Origin of the sequence: Pseudoalteromonas sp. T1lg48 (genome assembly GCF_002964785.1) — a bacterium.
Classification (GTDB): Bacteria; Pseudomonadota; Gammaproteobacteria; order Enterobacterales; family Alteromonadaceae; genus Pseudoalteromonas.
The window spans coordinates 211104-237505 of sequence record NZ_PQCC01000022.1 but is presented as its reverse complement, the minus strand read 5'-3'; the positions used below and the strand labels follow the sequence as shown (position 1 = coordinate 237505).

Annotated in this window: 28 protein-coding genes; 25 read left to right on the top strand and 3 right to left on the bottom strand. The window is 53.4% G+C overall.

The annotated features are described in order from the left end of the window. The first annotated feature begins 36 nt into the window (after positions 1 to 36). From flhA to C2M29_RS14690, 15 genes are all read left to right on the top strand, one after another. Positions 37 to 2142 carry a flagellar biosynthesis protein FlhA gene (gene flhA / locus C2M29_RS14755; RefSeq protein ID WP_105190512.1) on the top strand — a complete coding sequence of 702 codons (2106 nt, stop codon included), beginning with the start codon at positions 37 to 39 and terminating at the stop codon, positions 2140 to 2142. Positions 2143 to 2177: 35 nt separating this feature from the next. Next, the gene (gene flhF / locus C2M29_RS14750) at positions 2178 to 3743 is read left to right on the top strand and encodes a flagellar biosynthesis protein FlhF (protein WP_105190511.1); all 1566 of its coding nucleotides are present in this window, start codon (positions 2178 to 2180) and stop codon (positions 3741 to 3743) included. Beyond that, the gene (locus C2M29_RS14745) at positions 3736 to 4596 is read left to right on the top strand and encodes a MinD/ParA family protein (protein WP_105190510.1); all 861 of its coding nucleotides are present in this window, start codon (positions 3736 to 3738) and stop codon (positions 4594 to 4596) included. The genes flhF and C2M29_RS14745 overlap by 8 nt, the downstream gene beginning before the upstream one ends. Positions 4597 to 4611: 15 nt before the next feature. Beyond that, on the top strand, positions 4612 to 5340 hold the full coding sequence (locus C2M29_RS14740) for an RNA polymerase sigma factor FliA (RefSeq protein WP_105190509.1): 729 nt from the start codon (positions 4612 to 4614) through the stop codon (positions 5338 to 5340). Positions 5341 to 5379: 39 nt separating this feature from the next. Continuing rightward, positions 5380 to 5763: a chemotaxis response regulator CheY gene (cheY, locus tag C2M29_RS14735; protein WP_105190508.1), complete on the top strand. Its 384-nt coding sequence runs from the start codon at positions 5380 to 5382 to the stop codon at positions 5761 to 5763. 17 nt (positions 5764 to 5780) lie between these two features. Then, entirely contained in the window at positions 5781 to 6530 is a 750-nt protein-coding gene (locus C2M29_RS14730; protein ID WP_105190507.1) for a protein phosphatase CheZ, read from the top strand. A 15-nt stretch (positions 6531 to 6545) separates the two neighbouring features. Further along, the gene (locus C2M29_RS14725) at positions 6546 to 8195 is read left to right on the top strand and encodes a chemotaxis protein CheA (protein WP_442792568.1); all 1650 of its coding nucleotides are present in this window, start codon (positions 6546 to 6548) and stop codon (positions 8193 to 8195) included. A gap of 20 nt (positions 8196 to 8215) precedes the next feature. Next, positions 8216 to 8815, top strand: a complete 600-nt coding sequence (locus C2M29_RS16895; protein WP_442792574.1) for a chemotaxis protein CheA — start codon at positions 8216 to 8218, stop codon at positions 8813 to 8815. Between the two features lie 11 nt (positions 8816 to 8826). Further along, on the top strand, positions 8827 to 9990 hold the full coding sequence (locus C2M29_RS14720) for a protein-glutamate methylesterase/protein-glutamine glutaminase (protein ID WP_105190506.1): 1164 nt from the start codon (positions 8827 to 8829) through the stop codon (positions 9988 to 9990). Then, the gene (locus C2M29_RS14715; RefSeq protein WP_105190505.1) at positions 9983 to 10747 is read left to right on the top strand and encodes a flagellar motor protein; all 765 of its coding nucleotides are present in this window, start codon (positions 9983 to 9985) and stop codon (positions 10745 to 10747) included. Before C2M29_RS14720 ends, C2M29_RS14715 begins: the two co-directional genes overlap by 8 nt. A 4-nt stretch (positions 10748 to 10751) precedes the next feature. Beyond that, complete coding sequence (locus tag C2M29_RS14710; RefSeq protein ID WP_105190504.1) at positions 10752 to 11768, top strand: OmpA family protein; 1017 nt, start codon at positions 10752 to 10754, stop codon at positions 11766 to 11768. Further along, entirely contained in the window at positions 11765 to 12568 is an 804-nt protein-coding gene (locus tag C2M29_RS14705) for a ParA family protein (RefSeq protein ID WP_105190503.1), read from the top strand. The genes C2M29_RS14710 and C2M29_RS14705 overlap by 4 nt, the downstream gene beginning before the upstream one ends. Then, positions 12568 to 13482, top strand: coding sequence for a chemotaxis protein CheW (locus C2M29_RS14700; protein WP_233998444.1), 915 nt, complete (start codon positions 12568 to 12570; stop codon positions 13480 to 13482). The genes C2M29_RS14705 and C2M29_RS14700 overlap by 1 nt, the downstream gene beginning before the upstream one ends. 63 nt (positions 13483 to 13545) lie before the next feature. Then, on the top strand, positions 13546 to 14040 hold the full coding sequence (locus C2M29_RS14695) for a chemotaxis protein CheW (RefSeq protein WP_105190502.1): 495 nt from the start codon (positions 13546 to 13548) through the stop codon (positions 14038 to 14040). A 3-nt stretch (positions 14041 to 14043) separates the two neighbouring features. Further along, positions 14044 to 14460: a DUF2802 domain-containing protein gene (locus tag C2M29_RS14690; RefSeq protein WP_105190501.1), complete on the top strand. Its 417-nt coding sequence runs from the start codon at positions 14044 to 14046 to the stop codon at positions 14458 to 14460. Here C2M29_RS14690 and C2M29_RS14685 read toward each other — a convergent pair. Both C2M29_RS14685 and fliK read right to left on the bottom strand, forming a co-directional pair. Beyond that, a complete protein-coding gene (locus C2M29_RS14685; protein ID WP_105190500.1) occupies positions 14457 to 14762 on the bottom strand; it encodes an EscU/YscU/HrcU family type III secretion system export apparatus switch protein in 306 nt (101 codons plus the stop codon). The genes C2M29_RS14690 and C2M29_RS14685 overlap by 4 nt on opposite strands. A gap of 2 nt (positions 14763 to 14764) precedes the next feature. Continuing rightward, positions 14765 to 17113 carry a flagellar hook-length control protein FliK gene (gene fliK, locus C2M29_RS14680; RefSeq protein WP_105190499.1) on the bottom strand — a complete coding sequence of 783 codons (2349 nt, stop codon included), beginning with the start codon at positions 17111 to 17113 and terminating at the stop codon, positions 14765 to 14767. 102 nt (positions 17114 to 17215) lie between these two features. On the opposite strand from fliK, the gene ccmA reads away from it, so the two are divergent. From ccmA to C2M29_RS14630, 10 genes are read left to right on the top strand one after another with little or no spacing between them, the layout of a single operon-like run. Then, positions 17216 to 17836, top strand: coding sequence for a cytochrome c biogenesis heme-transporting ATPase CcmA (ccmA, locus tag C2M29_RS14675; RefSeq protein WP_105190498.1), 621 nt, complete (start codon positions 17216 to 17218; stop codon positions 17834 to 17836). Then, complete coding sequence (gene ccmB / locus C2M29_RS14670; protein WP_105190681.1) at positions 17836 to 18522, top strand: heme exporter protein CcmB; 687 nt, start codon at positions 17836 to 17838, stop codon at positions 18520 to 18522. The genes ccmA and ccmB overlap by 1 nt, the downstream gene beginning before the upstream one ends. Continuing rightward, positions 18522 to 19259 carry a heme ABC transporter permease gene (locus tag C2M29_RS14665; RefSeq protein ID WP_105190497.1) on the top strand — a complete coding sequence of 246 codons (738 nt, stop codon included), beginning with the start codon at positions 18522 to 18524 and terminating at the stop codon, positions 19257 to 19259. The genes ccmB and C2M29_RS14665 overlap by 1 nt, the downstream gene beginning before the upstream one ends. 1 nt (position 19260) lies before the next feature. Then, positions 19261 to 19476 carry a heme exporter protein CcmD gene (gene ccmD, locus C2M29_RS14660; protein WP_105190496.1) on the top strand — a complete coding sequence of 72 codons (216 nt, stop codon included), beginning with the start codon at positions 19261 to 19263 and terminating at the stop codon, positions 19474 to 19476. After that, entirely contained in the window at positions 19473 to 19949 is a 477-nt protein-coding gene (gene ccmE / locus C2M29_RS14655) for a cytochrome c maturation protein CcmE (RefSeq protein ID WP_105190495.1), read from the top strand. The genes ccmD and ccmE overlap by 4 nt, the downstream gene beginning before the upstream one ends. 3 nt (positions 19950 to 19952) lie before the next feature. Then, positions 19953 to 21893: a heme lyase CcmF/NrfE family subunit gene (locus C2M29_RS14650; RefSeq protein WP_105190494.1), complete on the top strand. Its 1941-nt coding sequence runs from the start codon at positions 19953 to 19955 to the stop codon at positions 21891 to 21893. Beyond that, positions 21890 to 22453 (top strand): redoxin family protein, encoded by a 564-nt coding sequence (locus tag C2M29_RS14645; protein WP_105190493.1) that lies wholly within the window; start codon positions 21890 to 21892, stop codon positions 22451 to 22453. The genes C2M29_RS14650 and C2M29_RS14645 overlap by 4 nt, the downstream gene beginning before the upstream one ends. Before the next feature lies 1 nt (position 22454). Then, positions 22455 to 22916, top strand: a complete 462-nt coding sequence (locus tag C2M29_RS14640) for a cytochrome c-type biogenesis protein (RefSeq protein WP_105190492.1) — start codon at positions 22455 to 22457, stop codon at positions 22914 to 22916. Further along, positions 22916 to 24154: a c-type cytochrome biogenesis protein CcmI gene (ccmI, locus tag C2M29_RS14635; protein WP_105190491.1), complete on the top strand. Its 1239-nt coding sequence runs from the start codon at positions 22916 to 22918 to the stop codon at positions 24152 to 24154. The genes C2M29_RS14640 and ccmI overlap by 1 nt, the downstream gene beginning before the upstream one ends. 8 nt (positions 24155 to 24162) lie before the next feature. Beyond that, a complete protein-coding gene (locus C2M29_RS14630; RefSeq protein WP_105190490.1) occupies positions 24163 to 24900 on the top strand; it encodes an MlaA family lipoprotein in 738 nt (245 codons plus the stop codon). Positions 24901 to 24948: 48 nt separating this feature from the next. Here the strand turns inward: C2M29_RS14630 and C2M29_RS14625 are convergent, their stop codons facing one another. Beyond that, positions 24949 to 26169: an EAL and HDOD domain-containing protein gene (locus C2M29_RS14625; RefSeq protein ID WP_105190489.1), complete on the bottom strand. Its 1221-nt coding sequence runs from the start codon at positions 26167 to 26169 to the stop codon at positions 24949 to 24951. Between the last annotated feature and the right edge of the window lie 233 nt (positions 26170 to 26402).

The window sequence follows — 26402 nt, the reverse complement described above, 5'->3', positions numbered from 1 at the left end:
AATGCCCCCAGTGTCAATTTATTGCTGTGCGCATTTATGGATTTCAAGGCCGTTTTAACCCAGCTTAATCGCGATAAAAAAGAATATGCCAAGGGTGTAGGTACGCCTTTATTAGTGCTGGCCGCATTGGCCATGGTGGTCTTACCCATGCCGCCGTTTCTGCTCGATATTCTTTTCTCCTTTAATATCGCTTTGGCCCTGGTTGTGCTGCTGGTGACCGTCTACACCTTAAAACCCTTGGACTTTGGTATGTTCCCGGCGGTGCTTTTGGTCGCCACCATCATGCGCCTGGCCCTGAATGTCGCCAGTACCCGAGTGGTGCTGCTCGAAGGTCACCAAGGCGGCGACGCCGCCGGTAAGGTAATTGAAGCCTTTGGCTCTGTGGTGATCGGTGGTAACTATGCGGTCGGCCTGGTGGTCTTCTTAATTCTTATCATTATCAACTTCGTGGTGATCACCAAGGGGGCCGGGCGCATCTCTGAGGTGTCGGCGCGCTTTACCCTGGACGCCATGCCGGGTAAGCAAATGGCCATAGACGCGGACTTAAATGCCGGCTTTATCAGCGCCGAGCAAGCCCGTGAGCGCCGTGAAGAGGTGACCCGCGAGGCGGATTTCTACGGCTCCATGGACGGTGCCAGTAAGTTCGTAAAAGGCGATGCCATCGCCGGTATTGTTATTTTGATCATCAACATAGTCGGCGGCTTGTTTGTCGGCATGATCCAGCATGACCTCAGCTTTGGTCAGGCCATGGAAGTCTATACCCTGCTTACCATAGGGGATGGCCTGGTAGCGCAATTGCCTTCGCTATTACTGTCAATCGGCACCGCCATCGTAGTGACCCGACAAAACGAGTCGCACAACATGGGCGAGCAGGTTAAAAGCCAGTTGGGCAACGACAAGGCGCTGTGGATCGCCTGCGGTATCTTGGTCACCATGGGTCTGGTCCCGGGCATGCCCCATTTGGCCTTTTTAGGTCTGGGTGCCTTGCTAGGTTTTATTGCGTATTTATCACAAAAACAGGCGCGCGAGGCCGAGTTGCAAGAGCAACAGCTGGCGGCGCAGGGGGCGGGCACCCAAGTGGCGGCGCGTGACGAGCCCAAGGAGTTGGGCTGGGATGACGTACAGCAGGTGGATGTGGTGGGCCTGGAAGTGGGCTATCGCTTGATCCCCCTTGTGGATCAGGCCCAAGGTGGTGAGCTGTTGAGCCGCATTAAAGGGGTGCGTAAAAAGCTGTCGCAAGAATTTGGCTTTTTGGTGCCGCCGGTGCATATCCGCGATAACCTGGAGCTCGACCCCAATGCCTATCGCATTACCCTGATGGGCGTATCCAGCGGTGACGGTGAACTGAGTAATGGCTCTGAGCTGGCCATTAACCCAGGTCAGGTTTTTGGCCCGGTCAATGGCATAGCCACCAAGGATCCGGCCTTTGGCCTGGATGCTGTGTGGATTAAGCCGGAACAAAAAGACGAAGCCCAATCCCTGGGTTATACGGTCGTCGATGCCGCCACCGTGGTCGCCACCCATATCAGCCAGCTATTAACTAATAATGCCGCCTTGCTGCTCGGCCATGAAGAAGTGCAGAGCCTGCTCGATATGCTGGGTAAGAGTCATCCGCGCCTGGTTGAGGGGTTAGTGCCCGAGGTCTTGCCGCTGACCACAGTGGTGAAGGTGCTACAAAACCTGCTTAACGAAGGGGTCGCTATTCGCGATATGCGCACCATAGTACAGACCCTGGTAGAGTACGGCCCACGCAGCCAGGACCCGGATGTATTAACCGCAGCGGTGCGTATTTCTCTACGCCGATTAATAGTACAAGACGCTGTGGGCGCGAGCCCGGAAATTCCTGTCATAACATTGGCACCTGAGTTGGAACAGATGTTGCATCAGTCACTTCAGAACGCAGGAGATGAAGGTGCCGGTATCGAACCAGGCCTTGCCGAGCGACTACAAGCGTCGCTCAGTGAAGCTCACCAGAACCAGGAAATGGCCGGTGAACCTTCCATCTTATTGACCTCAGGGATGCTGCGAACGGTGTTATCACGTTTTGTTAAATACACCATTCCCGGCCTTAGGGTGATGTCTTACCAGGAAGTCCCCGATGAGCGTCAAATTAAGATCGTTAGCTCCGTAGGACAGCAATAAACCAATGGCCAGGCCGTTGCTTAAAGGGTGAACTTATGAAAATTAAACGCTTTTTTGCTAAAGACATGCGCAGCGCATTGAAAGAAGTAAAGGACGAACTTGGTGCCGACGCGGTGATCATGTCGAATAAAAAGCTCGCCGATGGGGTCGAAATCGTCGCCGCCATCGATCATGAGCGTCCTTCTGCCCAGCCGAGTGCTGTCGCACCGAGTACTATCGCACCGAGTACTATCGCACCGAGTACTATCGCACCGAGCAATGCTCAACCTCGCCAGGCAACGACACAGCCGCGCGTACTGCAACCTTATAACCATGGTGCCAGAGTGGATGCTCAACAAGAGCGCGAGCGCACGCCGATGGCCGACTCCTTGCAAGCCCTGTTAGAGCGTCAAAATCCCCAGCCGAAAAATGCCGCGCTGGCGGATATGTTTTCGCAATCGGGAATCGATTTACAACAGCCTGTGCAGCAGCCGGCTCCACAACACGCCGATGACTATGCAGTGACAGAATCGCGGATGCAATCGCGGATGCAACCGCTGGTGCAACCGCGGGTGCAACCGCAGCGCCCCGAGCTAAGAATGCCCACTCAACACCTAGGTGATGATCTGGACGGCGATGACTTAGATGAGTTTGCTCAGAGCACCAAGGCCGAGCAGGATGAAATCACCGCCATGCGTGATGAAATGAATGCAATTCGCCAATTGCTGGAACATCAGGTATCGGGCTTGCTATCACAAGACCGTGCCCGTCGAGACCCGACCCGCGCCTGTTTTATCGAGCGTCTGCAAGGCATGGGCATTGATGCCAAGGTGGCCGAGCAGTTGGTGCGTTATGTGCCCGATGACGTTTCCCGTCAGCAAGCCTGGCAGGGCGTGCTGGAAATGACGCATAAGCATATGCACACCACGGGTAATGAAATTTTACGCCATGGCGGTGTGTATGCCTTGGTGGGGCCGACCGGCGTCGGTAAAACCACCACGGTGGCTAAACTGGCTGCCCTGGGGGCGCAAAAATATGGCGCCGATCAGGTGGCCCTGATCACCACAGATACCTACCGTATTGGCGCCTTTGAGCAATTGGCGACCTATGGTCGTATTATCGGTTGTCCGGTAAAACAAGTTAAAGATGCCAGCGAATTGGCCGATACCTTATTTCAGCTACGCAATAAGCGCCTGGTGTTAATTGACACCGCCGGTATGAGCCAGCGCGATCTGCGTCTAAGCGAACAGTTAAATACCCTGATGCGCAGTGCCGCGGTAGAGATCCGCAGCTACCTGGTGCTCAGTGCCACGGCCCAGCGTGAAGTGCTGCAAGAAGCCATAAAACACTTCCAAAAGGTGGACCTAAGTGGCTGTATTTTCACTAAGCTTGATGAAAGTCTAAGTTTGGGTGAGATTATTAGTGTAGCGATTCAAAATCGCCTGCCAATAGGGTATCTTACTAACGGTCAGCGCGTGCCAGAAGATATCCGAGTTGCAAACTCGGAAAAAATGGTGAGAAAGGCTGAGCAATTGTTTATAAAACGCCAAAAAGCGCAAGCAACACAGGCTCCAGCAGGGCGTCAGACGGTAGCGTCACCAGCAGTAGGAATGTATGAATAACACGATCTTGGATCAGGCAAGCGGCCTTCGCAGAATGAATCAGAATAATAGTCAAGGCGTCAAAGTTATCGCCGTAACCGGCGGCAAAGGCGGTGTGGGTAAAACCAATGTTTCCCTGAATATGGCCATTGCTATGGGCCAACAAGGTAAACGCGTTTTGGTACTGGATGCCGACCTGGGGCTCGCCAATTGCGACGTTATGCTGGGTTTGCGGGTAGAAAAGAACCTTTCTCACGTACTCAATGGAGAGTGCCAGCTGCGCGATATTCTTGTTGAAGGTCCCGCCGGTATTCATATCGCTCCCGCCTCTTCCGGTGCCCAGAGCATGGTTGAACTGAGCCCCGCCGAGCATGCGGGTCTTATTCGTGCCTTTAGCGAACTCGATAGTGACTATGACGTATTGATTGTCGATACCGCTGCGGGTATTTCCGACATGGTTTTAAGCTTCTCGCGCGCCTCACAGGATGTGGTGGTGGTGGTTTGTGATGAACCCACCTCCATTACCGATGCCTATGCCCTGATCAAGGTGCTCAGTCGCGAGCATGGCGTCTACAAATTTAAAATCGTTGCCAATATGGTGCGTAGCCTGCGCGAGGGCCAAGATCTGTTCGCTAAGCTTTCCAAGGTCACCGACCGTTTCCTCGATGTCTCCTTGGAACTGGTTGCCACCGTGCCCTATGACGAAAATATGCGTAAAGCCACACGCCGTCAAAAAGCCGTGGTCGATTTATTCCCTAATTCACCGGCCTCGGTGTCGTTGAAGAACCTGGCCAATAAGGCCTGGCAATGGCCGTTGCCGAATCATCCTTCGGGACACCTAGAGTTCTTTATTGAAAAGCTCGTAGGCGGCTGACGGTTTAGCACGGCTATGAACAGAGTCGCAGGGTATCAACAGCAACAGCAGTTAAGTTCTCTGGTGGAACGCCATGCAGCATTAGTTAAGCGTATCGCCTGTCATCTTTTGGCGCGTTTACCGGCCAGCGTGCAATTGGACGACCTTATTCAATCGGGAATGATTGGACTAATCGAAGCCTCGAAAAACTTTGATGGCAGCAAGGGCGCCAGCTTTGAAACCTTTGCCGGCATTCGTATTCGTGGTGCCATGTTGGATGAAATTCGCCGCGGTGACTGGGCTCCTCGCTCATTGCACCGCCATAGTCGTGCCATAGCACAAGCCATTCATGACTTGGAACGGGCCTTGGGGCGCGAGCCAAAAGATATGGAAGTGGCTGAAAAGCTAGATATTTCTCTTGCGGAATATCATTCGATTTTAAACGATGTGAATTGTGCAAAGGTGATTGGCATCGAGGACCTGGGCGTTGATGAAGACGTTATCGGCGGCGACTGTGCTGACGAGCAAGATCAGGTTAGTCGTCCCTTTGCCAGCATGCATAACGAACGATTTAATGCCGCCCTGGTGGCGGCGATCGAGTCGTTGCCCGAGCGTGACGCCTTGGTACTGTCGTTGTATTACAACGACGAAATGAATTTAAAAGAAATAGGGCACATACTCGAGGTCAGCGAGTCGCGTGTGAGCCAGATACATAGCCAGGCGATGATCAAGCTTAGAGCCAAGATCAGTGACTGGATAAATTAGTAGTTAGTAAAGCGGGTTTATACCTCACTGGAGGATACTTTGGATAAGAACATGAAAATTCTCGTGGTTGACGACTTTTCCACTATGAGAAGAATCATAAAAAATCTATTGCGTGATTTAGGCTTCACCAATGTACAAGAGGCAGACGATGGCAGCACGGCGTTGCCTATGCTGCAAAATCAGGACTTCGATTTTGTGGTTACCGATTGGAACATGCCGGGAATGCAAGGTATTGACCTGTTGCGCGCTATTCGTGCCGATGAGCGCCTCAAGCACCTACCCGTATTAATGGTGACCGCCGAGGCCAAGAAAGAGCAAATTATTGCCGCCGCCCAGGCCGGTGTGAATGGTTACATAGTTAAACCTTTCACCGCTGCGACCTTAAAAACCAAGCTGGAAAAAGTGTTTGAGCGCTTAGGTTAACGAAAAAGGAGAGGTCTATGTCAGCGCCCGCTGCACCTCATATTACCCTGGAGCAGGCCAAGCAGCTTGTCGCGTTTTTGGAACAGGGCGAACAGGAAAAAGCCGATCAATTGATCTTGGATGCGGCCTCTAAGGAGCAATCCGAGCTGTTTGCCGAAGTTGGCAAACTCACGCGTCAATTGCATGAATCACTGAAGAATTTTCAGCTTGATACCCGTCTTTCCGACTTGACCAATGAAGCCATCCCGGATGCCAAACAGCGTCTAAATTACGTGATGGAAATGACCGAGCAGGCGGCAAATAAAACCATGGATGCGGTGGAAGCCAGCTTGCCTATTGCCGAGCGCTTGTCCACCGACTTACATCAGATCAAGCCCTCCTGGGATAAGCTGATGCGCCGAGACTTGCAGTTGGGCGAGTTTAAACAGCTGTGTCATCAGCTCGATGGCTTTATGGGTCGCTCTCAGGCTAGCACCTTGGAGTTGCACGGTTTATTGAACAATGTGCTGTTGGCGCAGGACTATCAGGACCTGACCGGTCAGGTGATCCGCCGCGTTATCGAGCTGGTTCGCGAAGTAGAAGACAGCTTGATCCACCTGCTTACCGTGTTCGGTGGTGAGGAAGGCGATTTATTAGAAAAAGAACAAGTGACCATTAAGGTCAACGGTGTTGGCCCTGAAGGGCCCATTATTGATAAAGAATCTCGTGATGACGTGGTGTCGAGCCAGGACGAGGTCGACGATTTATTGTCGAGTTTGGGATTCTAACAGGAGTGCGGTTGCATGAGCTTTGAAGTAGATGAAGATATTTTGCAGGACTTTCTCGTTGAAGCGGGTGAAATATTAGAACAGCTGTCTGAGCAATTGGTGGAGCTGGAAAATAATCCCGAAGATAAGGATCTACTTAACGCCATCTTCCGTGGTTTCCACACCGTCAAAGGCGGTGCCGGTTTCCTGGCCATGAATGAGCTGGTTGATGCCTGTCACGGTGCCGAAAACGTATTCGATATCTTGCGCCAGGGACAACGCCGTGTCACCGCCGAGTTGATGGATGTGATCTTGCAAGCATTGGACACCATTAACGAGATGTTTGCGCAGATACAGCTGCGTGCGCAACCCGAGCCCGCCGACCCCGAACTTTTAGCTATTTTACATCAGCTGAGCGAGCCAGAAGGACCCGGTGAAGCGCTTGCTGCACCTGCACCCGTTGTTGAGGCTGCGGCAACGCCTACGGCAAAGCCTGCGCCAATGACCATGGATGACCAGGACCCCTCCATGTCCTTTATTGATGAGCCCGCAGCGGCTATCGATGAAATCAGTGAAGACGAATTCGATGCCTTGCTCGATGAGCTGCACGGGGTCGGTAAAGGCCCGGGTGCCGAGACGTCAGAGAGTGCCAAAACCCAAGCCGTTAACGCAGACGATGATGAAGATATCACCGACGATGAATTTGACGCCTTGCTCGATGAATTGCACGGCGCCGGCAGTTTTGGTGTGCTTAGTTCGCCTTCGGCGGCAGCACCCGCGGCTGCACCCGTCTCTGCTTTTGCTGCGGACACCGCGCAAGGTGAGACTTTGGCCGCTGGTGACGACGGCGACGATGAAATCAGTGAAGATGAATTCGATGCCTTACTCGATGAGCTGCATGGTAAGGGAAATGGCCCCACAGCGATGCCAAGCCCGCCAGCCGCCACAAGACAGGTCGCGTCCTCAGATTCAGTAACGCCAAGCCAACCGGCCAGCGATAGCAGCGCGACCACCAACGCGGCACAACAACCACAGGCTCAGTCCATTAGTCAGCCAGTTGGCCAGCCAGTAGGGCAGCTTGTTGGCAATGCAAATGGCAAGCCGGCTGCGAAAGCCGCGGCGCCCGCTGCCGAGACTACGGTGCGCGTCGATACCAAGCGCTTGGATCAGATCATGAACATGGTCGGTGAGCTGGTGCTGGTACGTAACCGCCTGTTGACCCTGGCTAATAGCAGCAATAGCGAGGACATGGGTAAAGCCATTTCTAACCTGGATGTGGTTACCGCCGATTTGCAAGGGGCGGTCATGGCCACCCGTATGCAGCCGATTAAAAAGGTGTTTGGCCGTTTCCCGCGAGTGGTACGTGATCTGGCGCGCAGCCTACAAAAAGACATCTCCCTGGTATTAGAAGGCGAAGACACGGATCTCGATAAAAACCTGGTCGAAGCCTTGGCCGACCCTTTGGTACATTTGGTACGCAACTCCGTCGACCACGGTATCGAAATGCCCGATGTGCGTGAGCAGGCGGGTAAATCCCGTACCGGCTTGGTGAAGCTTTCAGCCTCTCAGGAAGGGGATCATATTCTTTTAAGTATTCAAGATGATGGCGCCGGAATGGACGCCGAAAAGTTGAAAAGTATCGCTATCAGCAAGGGCGTCTTGGATGCCGATCAGGCCGCTCGCTAAGTGATAACGAGGCCTATAACCTGATTTTTGCGCCGGGCTTTTCCACCAAGGAACAAATCTCCGATATTTCCGGCCGCGGTGTTGGCATGGATGTGGTGAAAACCAAGATAAGCCAGCTTAACGGCACCATCAATATCGAATCGCAATTGGGTGTGGGTACCCGCTTAGACATCAAGGTGCCCCTGACCCTGGCAATTTTGCCGACCCTGATGGTGGTGGTGGGTGAGCAAACCTTTGCCCTGCCATTGGCGGCGGTCAATGAAATTTTCCACCTCGATTTAACCAAGACCAATGTGGTTGATGGTCAGTTGACCATTATCGTTCGCGATAAAGCCTTGCCCCTGTTTTATTTGGAGCACTGGCTGGTTAAGGGAGCCGATAGCACCAAGCGCAAGGCTCATGGCCATGTGGTGATAGTGCAAATTGGTACCCAACAGGTGGGCTTTGTGGTCGACTCCCTGATAGGACAGGAAGAAGTGGTCATTAAACCTCTTGATGCCTTATTGCAGGGCACGCCGGGCATGGCCGGAGCGACCATTACCTCAGATGGCGGCATAGCCCTCATCCTCGACGTGCCGAGCATGTTAAAACACTATGCTGGCCGGTCCAGCGTCAACTAGGTGAGTGGCCCATGGCTGTAAAAGTTCTGATTGTTGATGATTCGAGTTTCTTTCGCCGTCGTGTCAGCGAGATTCTAGCTGCCGATGGCGATATCGAAGTCATAGACACCGCCGTCAATGGCGCCGATGCGGTGACTAAGGCCGCGGCTCTGCGCCCGGATGTGATCACCATGGACGTGGAAATGCCGGTAATGGATGGCATCTCTGCGGTAAAGCAGATCATGGCCAAGACGCCTACACCCATACTGATGTTCTCGTCCCTGACCCGAGAAGGGGCGAGTGCGACTTTGGATGCCCTCGATGCCGGTGCGCTCGACTTTTTACCGAAGAAATTCGAAGACATCGCTCGTAATAACGATGAAGCCGTGGCCGTGCTGCAGCGTAAGGTGAAAGAATTAGGGCGCCGTCGTTTAATGCGTTGGCACCGGCCTACAATGCCTGCGTCTGCGTCTGCGTCTGCGTCCGCACCTGCGCCCGCACCGGTGCCTACGGCCTTAAGTGGTGCACGTCCGGCGTCGGTATTAACAAGCCAGCCCAAGGTACATAGCGAAGTAAGCCCAGGTCCTCGCCCTGCTAGCTATCGGGCGTCGGGCAAAAGTTATCGCTTGGTGGTGATCGGTACCTCAACCGGTGGCCCGGTTGCGCTGCAAAGCATTTTAACCCAGTTACCCCGCGATTTTGCGCTGCCTATTTTATTGGTGCAGCATATGCCGTCGGCCTTTACTCCAGCCTTTGCTCAGCGTTTAAACAACCTCTGTAAAATAGAAGTGAAAGAGGCTGAGCAGGGCGACATTTTAAAACCCGGTACCGCCTATTTGGCTCCAGGTGGCCAGCAAATGATGTTTGACCCCCGCGCCACCTTGCCAAAGCTCAAGGTGTTTACCGATGACAACCCCAGAATTACCTATAAGCCCAGCGTCGATGTCACCTTTGCCAGCAGTGCCAAACAGTTTGGCGGCGATGTGTTGGCCATAGTTCTGACCGGTATGGGCGCCGATGGTCGCGAAGGGGCGCGCATGTTAAAGCAATACGGTGCCAGGATTTGGGCTCAGGACGAGCAATCCTGTGTGGTGTATGGTATGCCGCAGGCCATAGTCAGTCCCGGTTTGCATGATCACCAGTTGGCCCTTGACGACGTTGCCAGTCATCTCATCAAGGAGGTGGGGCGTGGATAAGCTTTCTCTAGTTGGTTTAATCGTCGCTCTTGGCGCCATTACTCTGGGTTACAGCCTGGAGGGCGGTGTGGTCAGTGCACTTATCAATATGCCAGCGTTGATCATTGTCATCGGCGGCACGCTGGGTGCGGTGATGCTGCAGTCTCAGCTACCCATATTTAAAAAGGCATTGGAAATCTTTAAATGGGTGTTTACGCCGCCACGCTACGATGTGGAAGCGGGTATCGAGCAGGTTAAGGAATGGACCAGCACCGCCAGGCAAAAAGGCTATTTGGCGTTGGAAGAATATGCCCTGACAACCGAAGACCCCTATGCCGCTAAGGGCTTAAGCCTGCTGATCGATGGCTCCCAGGAACAGCGCTTGCGCGATACCCTGGATATTGAGCTGACCCTGGAGCGCGAGCGCCTGCTTGATGCCGCCAGAGTGTATGAGGCTATGGGTGGCTATGCCCCGACCATAGGGATTCTTGGCGCCGTGCTGGGCTTGATCCAGGCCATGGCCTATATCACCGAGCCACAGTTACTTGGCGCCGGTGTGGCCACCGCGTTTTTGGCCACCATTTACGGCGTGGGTTTTGCCAACCTGCTGTTATTACCGGTTGCCAACAAGCTTAAGCAGGTGATTGAAGAAAAGATGCTCTATCACGAACTTATCGCCGAGGGCATCGTGGCCATGCAGGCTGGGGAAACGCCGGCCAACATCGAGTTAAAGCTAGAGGCCTATATCGCCGAGCGTCATGTAAGTTCAGGATATTAGCCTTATGCGTCTGCGCCACCGTCGAGCCCAAGCTAAAGCATCGCAACATACCCATAGATGGTTGGTATCGTATGCCGACTATATGACCATTATGTTTGCCCTGTTTGTGGTGCTGTACGCCATAGCCATCAATCATAAAGACGAGCAGTTTGCGGTGTTTTCGCAATCCCTGGAGCAGATCTTCACCAAGGCCACCAATGCGCCCGCCAGTGATGGAACCGGTGCTGCCGCCGAGGGCTTACTGACCCAACCGCTGCCAGCCAATGAGGCGCTCTTGTACGGTCAAAGTCTGCAAGCGGAGCGTCAGGCGAGCCAACACCTTTTACCCGAGCACGGTGATGTGACTCAGTTGCCCAAGCAGCAACTTGGTGAGCCGCTGGAGCGCCTTGTCGATGAACTCACCAACACCTTGCTTGAAGAGATACGTCAGGGCGATGCGCAATTACAGCTTGATAACGACTGGCTTACCATAGAAATGAATTCCGCCATGGTCTTTGCCAGCGCCAGCGCCACCGTCACTCATCAAGCTGAGGCGGTGATAGCCCGTATAGCCAAGGTCTTAGCGTTACAGCGTAATTACCTGCGTATTCGCGGTTATACAGACGATCTGGCTATCAATAACGAGTTATTCAGTTCCAACTGGCAGCTTTCGGCGGCCCGTGCCGCGGCGGTGGTCAAGCAGTTGCAGCAGGAGCAGATAATTCCCGAGCGCATGGCCCTTGAGGGCTATGGGCAATACAGCCCCTTTGCCGATAACAACAGTGCCCAAGGGCGGGCGCAAAATCGCAAGGTGGTGATCGCCATCTCAAAATACGCCTTGCCGACACCGAAAATTGCGCCGACAGATACACCAAATGGCTTACCTGATGGCTTACCAAATGGCTTACCGTCAGTTGAGCCCAGTGAGAAGCCGCAACCGCAGGAAGTACATAGACCGGGGCAGGACAAGACCATTAAGATCATTCGCCTTCCCCATGGCGGCATTCGCATTACCACGCGTAACGAGGATAACGGGCAATGAAAGTTTGGACAGTAGCAAACCAAAAAGGCGGCGTAGGTAAAACCACCACCTCGGTGGCTCTGGCCGGGCTGTTGGCGGAGCAGGGCAAGCGCGTGCTGCTTATTGACACCGATCCGCACGCCTCTTTGACCTATTATTTCGGTATCGATTCGGAGCGCATCGAAGTCAGCGCCTATGATGTCTTTTCCCGTGGCAAGGAGATGCAACGAGAAGAAATCCTGCAGGCCTTGTGCCCGTCGTCCGTGGAGAATATCGATATCTTACCGGCGACCATGGCCATTGCCACCCTGGATAGAAGCATGGGCACACAAAGCGGCATGGGGCTTATTCTCAAAAAAGTGCTGGCGAAGATCAGTGACGACTACGATTACGCCATTTTAGATTGTCCCCCGGTGCTTGGGGTCTTGATGGTTAATGCCCTGGCCGCCAGCGACCATGTATTAATTCCGGTGCAAACCGAGTTTTTGGCGTTAAAAGGCCTGGACCGCATGATGCGCACCATGGAGCTGATGCAAATGAGTGCGACCCCTAGGGGGGGTGGCGAAGCTCCCGGCACGGCCTACCAGTATACCGTGGTCGCGACCATGTTTGATAAGCGCACCAAGGCATCCCTGGCGGCCTACAAACAGCTGCAGGCCACCTACAAAGACAATGTGTGGCCCGGGGTGATCCCCATAGACACTAAATTCCGCGATGCCAGCTTGGCGCAACAGGTGCCAAGCGCGCATTACAGCAAGGCAAGAGGCGTACAGGCCTATCGTCATCTGCTGGACTATCTGCAACAGCGGGAAGGGCAATAATGAGCGGTGTAAACGACAAGGTCATGCGCCAATATCTCGACGCCCTATTGCAAGAAGAGCCGCAGCCTCAAGCAAGGCCAACGCCTTCACCCAGCCTGGCGTCGGTTAAGAATCCTTTGTCGCCAATGGCGCAAGAAGAGTTGGCCATGAATGCGGTAGAGCGGCTATTGGCACAGGTGGAGCTAAGGTCACAGCCTAGCCCTGACGTGCAATCGCGGGTGCGACCGCGGGTGCGACCTCGGGTGCAACCGCGGCCACAAGAGTTGACGCCAGCCCCAGAGCCAGGGCTAGCCAACCCAGCGGCTCTCTTGCCTGAGGTATCGGCCGAACCCGTGACAAGGCCCATGGTTACGGCACAGAGCCAGGTCGTCGAAGCGGCTGCGTCCCAATGCACGGCCGAGGCCGAGTCACTCGAAACAGAGCAAACACAGTTGCGGGCGCCTCTGGCGGCGCGCGAGCAGTATATGCAGGGCGAGTTTCAGGCCTTGCTGTTCGAGGTGGCCGGTTTAACCCTGGCGGTGCCGCTGAAATCCCTCGGTGGCATTCATCAGCGCACCGAGCTGAATCAGTTATTCGGTAAGCCCGGGTGGTTTAGCGGCGTGATGCTTAACCGCGATGAAAAAATTAATGTAGTCGATACCGCCCTGTGGGTGATGCCAGAAAAGTATGACAAACAATTACAACAGGCATTAAACTACAAGTACGTGATTATGCTCGGAGAATCCCAGTGGGGACTGAGCGCTGAAACCCTGATCAACAACGTGACGCTGAAAAGCGAAGACGTAAAATGGCGGCAAAGTCATGGCAAACGACCCTGGCTGGCCGGTGTGATAAAAGAAAAAATGTGTGCTTTAATCGACGTCGAAAACTTACAGTTGCTGCTTGAGCAGGGGCTGGATAGTCAGGCGCAATAAAGTATCAAATAAACATGCCAGTTTGGCCGCGGTTATTGCGGCCAATTTTAAATGGAGCCAAGTATGAGCGAACAGAGACAAGTCTCAGCACATGATGTCGACAGTAGTGATGAGGTGTTGCAGTGGGTGACCTTCCGTCTGCAGGAGGAAACCTATGGTATTAACGTAATGCAGGTGCAAGAAGTGCTGCGTTATACTGATATTGCTCCTGTTCCTGGCGCGCCTAATTATGTGCTTGGGATCATTAATCTGCGCGGTAATGTGGTGACCGTGATCGATACCCGCGCCCGTTTCGGGTTAGCCGATGCAGAGGTGACCGACCAATCACGGATCGTGATTATCGAAGCGGAAAAACAGGTGATAGGTATCCTGGTCGACTCGGTCGCCGAAGTAGTGTATCTACGCAGCTCCGACATCGATAGCGCACCAAATGTCGGCACCGATGAAAGCGCCAAGTTTATTCAAGGGGTTTCTAACCGCGACGGCGAGTTATTGATTTTGGTTGATTTGAATAAACTACTCAACGATGACGAGTGGGACGAGCTGAGTAACCTTTAAGCAATGAATGAACTAACTACCTCTATGCTGATAGGCGCCAGCGTGCTGTTGCTGCTGGCTGTTTTTGTGGTGATCTTGTGGCTGCGTTTGGCTCGCCTGCATGCCAGTCATCAGCGTATGCTGTCGCAATTGACACAAGCACAGCAGGGGCAAGAACAAAACCAAATCCTGCGCGCCGAAATTGCCGAGGTACGCACCGCGGTCGAAAACATTGCCAGTCATGTCCAGCATCTGCAAGGCCGCACCGAGGAACTGGCGCAGCAACAACACAGTTTTAAAGAAGCGGATCCCCAGGCAAAGCTTTATTCGCGGGCGGTGAAAATGATCGAATTAGGCGCCCCCCTCGAGGAGGTGATGCGCGAATGTGAACTACCGCTGGCGGAAGCGGAACTGCTTTTCTCTCTGCATCAAAAAAATTAGGCTTTGATATTGAGCTTATTGCTAAAGTTTTGCCACCCCGGCGGATATTTTCCCCGTAATACGTAGGAAAAGGCGATAAGCTCGGCTATCACATAATAGAGCTCAGGCGGGATCTCCTGCCCTTGTTGCAAGGCCGCTAAAGCGTTGGCCAGCTCTTTATCCTGATGAATTAAAATCCCCTGTTGCTCCGCGGCCTCAATGATCTGCTGCGCCAACTCGCCAAAACCTTTGGCGCTGACATGAGGCGCGCTGCCTTCTTGATAAAGCAGGCCTATGGCACTGCGTTGCTGGTTATTATTCATCGTTACACCTTGAGATTAACTATGCTGTGGCGACGATAAAATTGTTGCCACTGTCGCGCCTGCTGCTCGCTGACTTGCTGTACCTCGATGGCGGGCACGGACAAGCCATGCTGTTGCAGGTTACGCCGTAAGTCTTCACTATGTTGTTGTGCCAATTCACTGAGGGCATGGGAGCTGGCCCTAAGGGCGCAGTTGAGCTTTTGCTGGTTTAGTTGGGCCTGTACGCTTAACTCCCCAAGTTTGCCGTAATCGAATTGCATGCGCACAAACCACACCTCTTGCGTCTGGCCTTGTTTATTCTTTTGCTGATAGCGGCCCAGGGTCAGCTCGCTGTGTCCGACATCTGCAGGCAAGCGCATTGGTAATAGCAGCTGTACCAGGGCATTGTTGTCTTGCTGAGCGACCTGAGCCTGGGCGCCGGGATGAGCACTAAGCTGGGGCGTCATTTGCTGTTGTAAGGGCACCAGATCATCTACCAGAGCCTGTGCCGCAGGCGTTTGCAGCTGCTGTAACAGGTTTTCCGCACGACCAGCTTGCTCGGAAACCCTAGCGCCGTTACCCAGTAGCAGTTGTAACAGGGGCAATAAGCCGTTGTTAACCTGCGGCTGAACCTGAGCCAGCGTGGTTGCGCCTTGAGCGCCAATCACAGGGGCCGCAATTAAGGCGGTAATAAGCCGATCAAGCTCGGCACTAAGGGAGCTTTGCCACTGCGGTTGCGGCAGGGTCCAGGGTTGCAGTTGGGCACGAATTTGCGCCGCGCTTTGTGTAATTGGGGTGTCCGCGCCTATCATCCTGGCGAAGGCCTTATTGACCAGCTGTTGTATCTCTTTGGGGGCCTGCATTAAATGGGAATCTAGTCGCGTCAGATGATGGCGTACTTGCTGGCCGGGCGTAACTAACTGCTGCAGCTTGTGGGTAAGCGCCTGCGTTAACGGCAGGGGGGCAAGCGCCACACTTGCACCTATCACTTTGCTCGTTTGAATGTTTGCCGGGTAGCCACCATTCGCTATTGGACCAGGTTGCGAGTGAGGCTGAGAGCCGGGCGATAGGTCAGCGCTGGGTTGGCGAGTGTCAATGCTGGCCTTAACCAGTCCTTGCATTTGCACTATCAGTGCCAGCAAAGGCGCATGTTGGCGCACTAGGCTGGGTATACTGGGCATTGATGTTTGCGATTGTATTTGCATCTGGCTCAGCTCGGCCTGAGGACGCATTGGCGAAACCTGCAGTACGGGTGTTAACAGGGCTTTGGCCTGGCTTTGCAACAATGTCGGGGGCAGTGCGAGGGCGTTAGCCTGCTTTGCCGCGCCCATTAGCTTGTTATACAGAGCGCCCTGCCAACTGAGCACCTGCGGCAGGAGCTGTGCCGTGCGTGTATTTGCTTTGGAATTTGATCCGGCGGTGGTGGCCATGGTTTTTACCCTTAGCTCACCCGAGTCCGGCATTGGGGTCTTAGCACCAGCGAGCGCCGAGGTCTGGGTGTGTAGGCGCAGGCTGGGAGGCTGCAATTGCAGTTGCAATTGGCCGCTATTATCCAGTTTAGCGACGACCGGCTGGGGTTGTCCCAGCAGTAAAGCGACTTCGCCTTGGCGCAGCACCACTTGGGTCAAAGCCGTTTGCTGGCCATGGGCAAGCGTCAGTAACAGCTGCGCCAGCGACTGGGCCGTCGGGCTGCCAGGCGCGCTTGTATGCGGGGTTAATTCCAGTCTCGGCGCGCTGTTGACCAGCCATTGCATCAGTTTATTATCGGCTAAGGGGAGGGGCAATCGGGTTTGATTATTTAGCAATAGGTGTGCCTGTATCCGTGATTGCCCTTGCATCAGACTAAGCTCCACCGCCAGTGCTTGTGTGCCCTCGCCGAGCAAGGCCAGGGCAGCGTTATTAATTTGCAGGCTGGCCGCCAATTGCGGTAGTTGGATACGACCCTGATTATCCAGATAGGCGGCTAATTGTAGTGTCTGCACCGTATTCCCTGAATTTTTCGGCGCCGCCAAGGCCGAAATCAGGTGGTACAGCAACTGGGCTTTTTCGACATTAAGGTTGATCTCGCTCGGGCGTAGCTGTAGCTGTCCATTGACACCCAGGCGGATTTCGGCGCTTTCTAGGCGCAAGCCCGCCAGCTGGGTTGCCGGGGGATTGAGTGTCAACGTAACACTTTGCCATTGCCCCTGCGGTCGCCCCTGCAGTCGCCCCGAAGCACGTACTTCCATGCTTATTTGCTGGTGTTCAATGCGAATATTGCGGGCCGCCAAGGGCTGCTCTTGGGGTAGTGGCGGCTGCGGTTTAGCCGAGCTCGAGACATTTATTTCCAGCGCCGAAGCCTGGTTAGTTAAAGGGGCAAATGGACCCGACATATTTCCCCCTGCACGAGATCAAAGTTTTGCCTGCAATTTTTCGCATTAGCTTAGCATTATGGTAGACTATCGCCCAATTTTAAGCATTGAGAATGCCTGTTTGTGCTACACGTTGACGCAGTCACTTGTATAAAGCAAGAGCGATGTTTGTTCGAAGACCTGAGTTTTAACCTAAAGTCGGGCGAGATCATGCAGTTAGAAGGCCCTAACGGGGCCGGAAAAACCTCGCTATTACGTATTTTAGCGGGCTTCGCCGAGCCTATGCAGGGGCAAGTAAAATTTAACCAGCAGTGTATTGGTCGTAATTATGACGAGTACGCCGAGAATGTGCTGTTTATCGGTCATAAAACCGGCGTGAACACTCAGCTTAATGCTTTAGAAAATTGTCAGTTTTGGCTTAATACCCATGGTCTCGAAAGCGGCTTAGATCTCTACGAGGTGCTTGCCGACCTGGGTCTGGTTGGTCTTGAAGATGTGCCGGTGCGTCAGCTTTCTGCCGGGCAGCAGCGCCGTGTGGCCCTGGCGCGTTTATGGTTAAATCGCGCCCCCCTGTGGTTGTTGGATGAGCCCTTCACCGCGGTGGACAAAAAAGGTGTGCAACTGCTGCAGCAGCGTTTTGCCGAGCATCTGGCCACTGGCGGGGCAATTTTGCTAACCAGCCACCAGGACCTCACCACGCACTTTGATAAGCTTATCAAGTTGCAGCTGGAGTATCGCATTTGATAGCACAGAATCATTCTTATTGGCACGTGTGGGCCAGTGTGTATAAAAAAGATGTTCGTCTGGCGTTTCGCCAGCGTAGTGACATTATCAATCCGTTATTGTTCTTTTTAATCGTTATCACCTTGTTTCCGCTGGGCATCGGTCCGGAACCCAATCTACTGGCGCGCATGGCCCCGGGTATTATTTGGGTGGCAGCCTTACTGGCGACCATGTTGGGTTTAGACAAGCTCTTTCGCGACGATTACCTCGATGGCACCTTGGAACAACTGATGTTGTCGCCTTTCCCGCTGTCGTTGAGCGTCTCTGCTAAGGTGGCGGCGCACTGGACGGTCACGGGGTTACCCATGGTTATTTTAGCGCCCTTGTTTGCGCTTTTGATGAATTTACAATCGCAGGCTCTGAGCGCCATGATGCTGACCCTGCTGATCGGCACGCCGCTGCTGAGCTTGATTGGCGCCATTGGTGCCGGGCTTACCGTGGGCCTGCAAAAGGGTGGGGTACTATTAAGTCTTTTGGTCCTGCCGCTCTATATACCCGTATTAATTTTCGCGACCTCCGCCATCGATACCGCCAGTATGTCCCTGGCTTATGGCGGCCAGCTTGCGATTTTAGGCGCATTTTTAGCGGTCGCTATCGTGCTTGCGCCTATTGCCGTTTCATCAGCATTGAAAGTGAGTATTAACTAATGTGGAAGTGGTTACATCCCTACGCTAAGGCCGAAAGAGCCTATCAGTTGTGTAACACCCTGCTACCCTATTTTGCCGTGGTTGCCGTGCTTGGCATCCTGGTGGGTTGGGTATGGGGGCTGGCCTTTGCGCCTGCTGACTACCAACAAAAAGACAGCTATCGCATCATCTTTATCCATGTGCCGTCGGCTATTTGGTCCATGGGGGCGTATTCGTCCATGGCCATTGCTGCCTTGGTGGCCCTGGTGTGGCAAATTCGCAATGCCCAGCTGGCGGTGATTGCCATTGCGCCGGTAGGCGCGGCCATGACTGTGATTGCGCTGTTGACCGGTGCCGCCTGGGGTAAACCCATGTGGGGTGCCTGGTGGGTGTGGGATGCCCGTTTGACCTCAGAGTTGATTCTGTTGTTTTTATACCTGGGTGTGATGTCTCTTTATCATGCCTTTGAAGATAAGCGCGCCGGGGGTAAGGCGGCGTCTATTCTTGCTTTGGTTGGCGTGGTTAATCTGCCGATTATTCATTTCTCGGTAGAGTGGTGGAATACCCTGCATCAGGGCGCCACCATCACCAAATTCGATACCTCGGCCATTGACCCTAGCATGTTCTGGCCCTTGATGATTAATATCCTTGGTTTTGCCGGCTTCCTAGGTGCGGTGACGCTAATTCGCCTGAAAACAGAAATCCTAAAAAGCGAACAACATCGCCCCTGGGTGAAAGCCCTGGCGGGAGGCAAATAAGATGCAGTTTGACAGTCTTTCAGAATTTTTCGCCATGGGCGGCTACGCCTTTTATGTATGGTTATCGTTCGGCAGCTGTGCGTTAATTCTTATCGCCCTGGTGGTAAGCTCGGTTCAAGAGAAACGTAAATTATTACAGCAGGTATCGGCACAAACAGCCCGAGAGCAACGTATTGAAAAAGCCAAGCAGGCTAAGCAGCAGGAGTCGCAGTCATGAACCCAAGACGTAAAAAACGCCTATTAACCATTATTGCTTTGTTATTCGGCCTATCCAGCGCCGTGGGCCTGACTTTGTACGCACTGCAAGAAAACATTAACCTCTTCTATACCCCGAGCGAGTTGATCAACGGTAAAGGTCCTGAGCTTGAAAAGCCTAGTGTGGGACAAAAGCTGCGTATCGGCGGCATGGTGGTACCGGGCTCGGTCAAGCGTGATGAAAACTCGCTATTCGTTGAGTTTAAGCTGATCGATAGTGGCCCCATGGTAACCATTCGCTATAAAGGCATTTTGCCTGATCTGTTCCGTGAGGGGCAGGGCATAGTGGCACAGGGCACCCTGATTGAAAGCGATGTGATCGAGGCATTCGAAGTGCTGGCGAAGCACGATGAAGAATATATGCCCGAAGAAGTCGCCGAAGCGGTGAAGGGTATAAAGCACCAGAAACCAACTTATAACAACAACGGCTACTAAGTTATGATCCCAGAGCTCGGTTATTTTTCATTAACCCTGGCAATGGTGCTCTGTGTGCTGTTGTTTATTTTTCCCATGTGGGGCGCGCACACAGGCAATTTACGCCTGATGCGCGCGGCGCCGTCATTGGCGGTGGGCCAGTTTATCTTTGTGCTGCTTTCATTTGCGGCGCTGATTTACGCCAGTCTGACCGACGACTTCACCGTGGCCTATGTGGCCCACCACTCAAGTAGTACCTTACCTTGGTATTACAAGATCACCTCGACCTGGGGCGGCCACGAAGGAGCCATTCTTCTGTGGCTGGTGATGCAGGCCGGCTGGACTGCGGCGGTGGCGCTGATGTCCAAATCACTGCCTTGGCCATTGCGCGCCCGCGTGCTTGGCGTGCTGGGCTTTTTGGCCGTGGGCTTTATGCTTTACACCCTGTTGATGTCGAGCCCGTTTGACCGCCTGTTGCCTTATTATCCGGTGGAAGGACGTGACCTGAACCCGTTACTGCAAGACCCGGGCATGATCATTCACCCGCCGCTTTTGTATATGGGCTATGTGGGTTTGTCTGTTTCCTTTGCCTTTGCCATTGCCGCACTGCTTACCGGCCAGTTGGATAACCTTTGGGCCAAATGGTCGCGCCCCTGGACCATGGCGGCGTGGGGCTTTTTAACCCTGGGTATCACCATCGGTAGTTGGTGGGCCTATGCGGAACTTGGCTGGGGTGGCTGGTGGTTCTGGGATCCGGTGGAAAACGCTTCCCTGATGCCTTGGCTGGTAGCCACGGCACTGCTGCACTCCCTAGCGGTGACGGAAAAACGCGGGATCTTTAAATCCTGGACCGTGCTGTTGGCCATTGCCGCTTTCTCATTGAGTCTATTGGGTACCTTTATCGTGCGCTCGGGCATTATTGTTTCGGTACACGCTTTTGCCTCGGACCCGGATCGCGGCATGTTTATCCTTGCCTTCCTGGCCATAGTCGTGGGTGGCGGGTTAACGCTTTATGCCCTGCGCGCAGGCCATGTATCGAGTGAAGGTCGCTATAGCCTGTTTTCTCGTGAGGTAGCGCTGTGGCTGAATAATATTCTCCTGGTGGTAGCAACGCTGATCGTTCTACTGGGTACGCTATTGCCGATGATCCACAAGGAGCTGGGTCTGGGCTCGATTTCTATCGGCGAACCCTTCTTCAATCAGATGTTTACCTATTTGATCGTGCCCTTTGCCTTATTGCTGGGTGCGGCGCCGCTGCTGCGCTGGAAGCAAAACAAGCTGAAGCAGGTGGCGGGTAAATACGGTCTGGGCGTGATCATTGCCTTGGTACTTACCGCGGCCTGGTTGTTTAGCAGCTTCGCCAAGGTCAGCGCCATTACCTTTATGGCCACCGCGTTAGCGCTGTGGATTGTGGTGATGAGCGCTCAAGATCTGCTGCAGAAAACCGCTCAGGCACAATCGATTAAGCGTTTGGGCTTGAGCTATTGGGCGATGCTGCTGGGTCATATCGGTTTGGCCTTGGTGATTATGTCCGTGGCCCTGACCTCGGCCTATTCAACGGAGCGTGATGTGCGCGTTGTGCCCGGCGAGCAGGTGGCCTTGGGCGGCTATGATTTCCGCTTTGATGGCGTCAAGGTGATACGCGGACCAAACTACACCGGCCATGCCGGGGTGGTCACCGTATTTAAAGACGGTGAACAGGAAACAGTGCTGCACGCGGAGAAGCGCCGCTACGATATCGGCATGCAGTTTATGACCGAAGCCGCAGTGGATGCCGGCCTGAGCCGAGATCTTTATCTGGCACTGGGCGAGCAGCTCACCGGCGGTGCCTGGTCATTGCGTATTTATCATAAACCTTTTGTACGGGTGATGTGGCTCGGCGGTATTTTAATTGCCCTGGCCGGCTTTATCGTCTTATTTGATCGCCGTTACCGTCGTCGTAATCCCAAGGAGGCACAGGCATGAATAAAAAGTGGTTGGTATTGACGCCACTGGCGGTGTTTTTGCTGCTGTGCGTCTTTCTGTTAAAAGGCTTGTTCTCAGATCCGCGCGAGCTGCAAAGCGGCCGTGTGAATCAGGCGCTGCCGGCGTTTGACTTGCCTGATTTGATGACGCCGCAAAAGCGTTGGACCAATGCCGATATGGCTGGACAAACCTATTTAATCAACGTCTGGGGCACCTGGTGTCCAACCTGTCTGGCGGAACTGGGTTATTTAACCGAGCTGCGTGAGCGCGGCGTGACCATAGTGGGTTTGTACTATGAGCAGGGCTATGATCCGGACTTCGGCGACCGCTTTGACTTAGCGGCGTTGCAGCAGGAAGTGCGCGATATGTTGGCCCGTGCCGGCGACCCTTATCAATTCAATATGCTTGATTTAGACCGCCAGTTTATTTTGGACCTGGGCGTTTCCGGGGCGCCGGAGACCTTCTTGGTCAATGGCGAAGGCAAGGTGCTGGTGCATCACACCGGTGATGTTAACGCGCGAGTGTGGCGTGCCAAATTTGCGCCTTTGCTGGGAGAATAACATGCGTTTTGTGTTTGTATTATTGGCCTTGGTATTTGCGGTTTCTGCCAGCGCGGTGGAAGAAAAATACGATTTTGCCAACGAAGAGCAAGCGGCCCTGTTTGCCGAACTGACCAAGGAGCTGCGTTGCCCTAAGTGTCAAAACCAGAATATCGCCGACTCCGATGCGGTGGTTGCCAAAGACCTGCGCGATAAGGTCGAACAACTGGTGAAAGAAGGGCAGAGCAAGGACCAGGTTATCGATTACATGATCGATCGTTATGGTTACTTTGTGCATTATCAGCCACCGGTCACCCCCGCTACTATTTTGCTGTGGATCCTGCCCGGTCTGATCGTGGTTGGCGGCTTTGCCTTCATTATTCTGCGCCAGAAAAAGGCGGCGCAAAAAGCCCGTTGGTCTGAGGCCGACGAGCAACAACTGCAAAAGTTGATCACGCGCTATAAGCGCAAGGAGTCTGCGTAATGTTGTCATTATGGGGGGCCTTTGCGGCCTTAACGATTGCCGCCTTGGTATTTGTCTGTTGGCCGTTTTTCCGTCGCTTTGAAAGCGATGTAAACCCAAGCGTCAATGCCGAGCGTATCGATATTTTCGAACAACGTCAGCAGGAGCTGGCCGATGACTTAGCGCTGGGACGTATTTCGCAAACGAGCTTTGATGAGTCCTTACTGGAACTTAAAAGACGCCTGCTGAATGACCTAGCGCCGGAGCAACAACTGCAAAGCCGCGGCAACAACCGTATCCTGGCGCTGACGGGCACCGCGTTTTTGGTGCTGCTCAGTGCGGTGTTCTATTATTTTACCGGTAATCAGGCCCAGCTTAAGGCGTGGGAACAGGCCATGGTTGAGCTGCCGGAACTGGGCGAGCGTGCGGTGATGGGCAAAGGCGAGCCCCTTGATGCCAACGAGCGTCAGGCACTGCTGCTGGGCTTACGTACCCGTTTGGCTCAGGACGGTGATGATGCGGTGGCCTGGCTGATGCTAGGGCGTGTGGCCATGACCTTAAACGATTACGAAATGGCCATGCAGGCATTCGATAAGGTGTTGGCGATGGACCCTGAAAACCTCAGTGCCAAGGTCAGTTATGCCCAGTCGCTGTTGATCAAAGGCGATGAGATGGCGATGAACCAGGCGGCCAAGCTGCTGTCGCAGGTGCTGCAGGTACAGCCGCAAAATATTGATGCTATTTCTATGCTGGCATTAATCGCTTACGAGCGTAAGGATTGGACAGAGGCCAAGAGTGCCTTTGAGCTGATTTTAGCGACCATGACCGAACAAGACCCGCGCTATTCCATGGTCAGCGAGCGTATTGCCGAAATCGACTCGCGCCTGGCGCAAGAGCAAAACAGCGAGCCGACTCAGCAGGTACAGGTGCAAGTGACTCTGGCGGAGGAGATAGCCGATCGCATCCCTCATAATGCCGTTTTATTTGTGTTTGCCAAGGCGGCCGAAGGACCCGCCATGCCATTGGCGGTGAAGCGCTTTGAGCAATTTAGCTTGCCCATGAGTGTGACTTTAAGCGAGGCAGATGCCATGATGGCGCAATTGAGTTTGCAGCAATTCGAACAAATTCAAGTGATTGCCCGTATCTCAAAAGATGGTGACGTGGCTGTTGCGCTGGGTGAATTAGAAGGTAAATCACAGCCCTTTAACCGCCTGCAGCAACCGAGTGTCAACGTGACCATAGATACCTTGATTCAGTAGGATAGACGATGCTTAAAAAGACTTTAATTACCTTATCGGCGCTGCTGCTAACGGCCTGTGCTCAGGTGCCGCCGGAGAAAGAAGACCCGCGCGACCCGTTGCAAAGTGTTAACCGTCCTATCTATGACTTCAATATGGACGTCCTCGATGCCTATATTTTACGTCCCGTGGCAGTCGGTTATGTAGAGGTGACTCCGGCTCCGGTGCGTCGTTCAATCGCGAATTTTACCGACAATATCAGCGCCCCTACGGATGCCATTAATGCTGCATTGCAAGGCAAGGCGGATCGCACCGGCATCGCCGTGGCGCGCTTTTTGGTCAATACCACGGTGGGTATCGGCGGCTTGTTCGATGTCGCAACCAGCTTAGGCCTTGAGTATGTTGATGAAGACTTTGGCCAGACCCTGGGAGTATGGGGCTTAGGTGATGGCGCCTATTTAATGTTGCCGGGCATGGGTCCAAGCACCGCCCGTAATCTGACCGGTGACGTGGTGGATAACTTCGTGTTGCCGGAAATCGCCCTGAGTACGCCGGAAACCATCCTGGTATTTGTGTTGAAAGTGGTGGAAACCCGTGCTTCGTTGATCCCTCAAGAAAGCCTGTTGAATGAGTCGCTGGACCCTTATACCTTTGTTAAGGACGTCTATTATCAACGTCAGCTGTATGAGCTGTACGATGGCAACCCGCCGCTTGAAGAAGAGCCGGAAGCCGAAGAATATGATGATAACTTTCTGGAAAATCTATAATAAAAAAAGCCTGCATTGAGCAGGCTTTTTTTATTTATCAATGCGGGCTTACATAATCGCCTGCATTTGTTCATGGGCCCATTGAATGGCCTCATGGTAGGCATCGGGCACCCGCTTGGCATCAAGCTTCATTTTATCTATGGTGCCATTGGCCTGTTGCCACTGGGCTTGTTCGTATTGCTCAACCAGAGCCAGGTAATCACCTAGTTCGCCCTCGCCGTCGCGCAGCGCCGCCTTGATATCGTTGGCCAAGGGTAAGCGCTCTACCACTTCAGCCATGCTTTGGTCCAAAATGGCATCAAGCAGCGACATCATAGCCGTTAGGAAGGCGCGGCTCGAGTCCACCTGATCCGAGTGTTGCTCCGCCAATATCTCGGCAAAACGGGCACGGGTTAACGATAAGCGCATTAACTCGGCGGGTTTATCCGACGATAACTGGGCGGCAAACAACAGGGATAAGAACTTTTTAATTTCCTTGGCACCGAGCACCACTAAAGCCTGCTTGATGGTGGCGATTTCCGTGCGGCGTTTAAACATGGCCGAGTTGGAATAGCGCAGCAGCTTGTAGGAAAGGTTAACGTCGCGCTCGAACACCGCGGTGATCTTGGCTAGGTCCAGCTCTGTGGTGGAGGTTTCATAGAGCAGCTCCGCCAGGGTCAGCTCAGAAGGCGGCAGTGCTTTACTTTGTACCATTTCCGGCTTGGAGAAGAAGAAGCCCTGGAAAAAGCTAAAGCCAAGATCCATCGCCTGTTGATACTGCTCATGGGTTTCGACCTTTTCCGCCAGCAGTTTAATATGGGGGAACGGCTTGATGGCTTCGAGCACTTCTTCTATTTGGGCTACCGGAGTTTGCAAATAGTCGATTTTGATAATGTCGATATAGGGGTAGAAGTGGCGCCAAACATTTTGGTGTTTGTAGTCATCGAGCGCCAGGGTATAACCGCGCTCTTTGAGCTCCTTGGTAAGGGCTAACAGGCGTTTTCCCGGTTGCACCGTCTCAAGGATCTCAACGACGATTTCGTCGCTGCCCATGGTGGTGGCATAGCCCTTGGCCAGTGTTTCCAAGGTGAAATTAATATAGGCGGGCTTGTTTCCGGTTAGCTCTTCAAGGCCAAAGGTAAACTGACTGCCTTCAATAAGTCGCGAAGTGGCTTCATCGCCATTGATCTGGGGGAATACGTTATCAAGACCATCGCGAAAGAGGAGTTCGTAGCCTACCAGGGATTTTTCTCTATCGAGAATGGGTTGTCGCGCAGCATAGAAATTCATTTGTCACATCCAAACTGGTTGCTTATTAGTTAGAGCCATAGTCCGTTACGGGTGCCAATTAATCTGACTCACTAACAATATATGAGAAATAGAAATGGCTTTCACCCAGTATTATATACTTTTGTCACGATTAAAAAGTACTTTTTACTTTAAAACAACATACTTGCCTCTGGTGTATTTATTATAGAGACGACTTTGTCATTTTTGCGACAAGCGCACTAATTGGAGTTGCG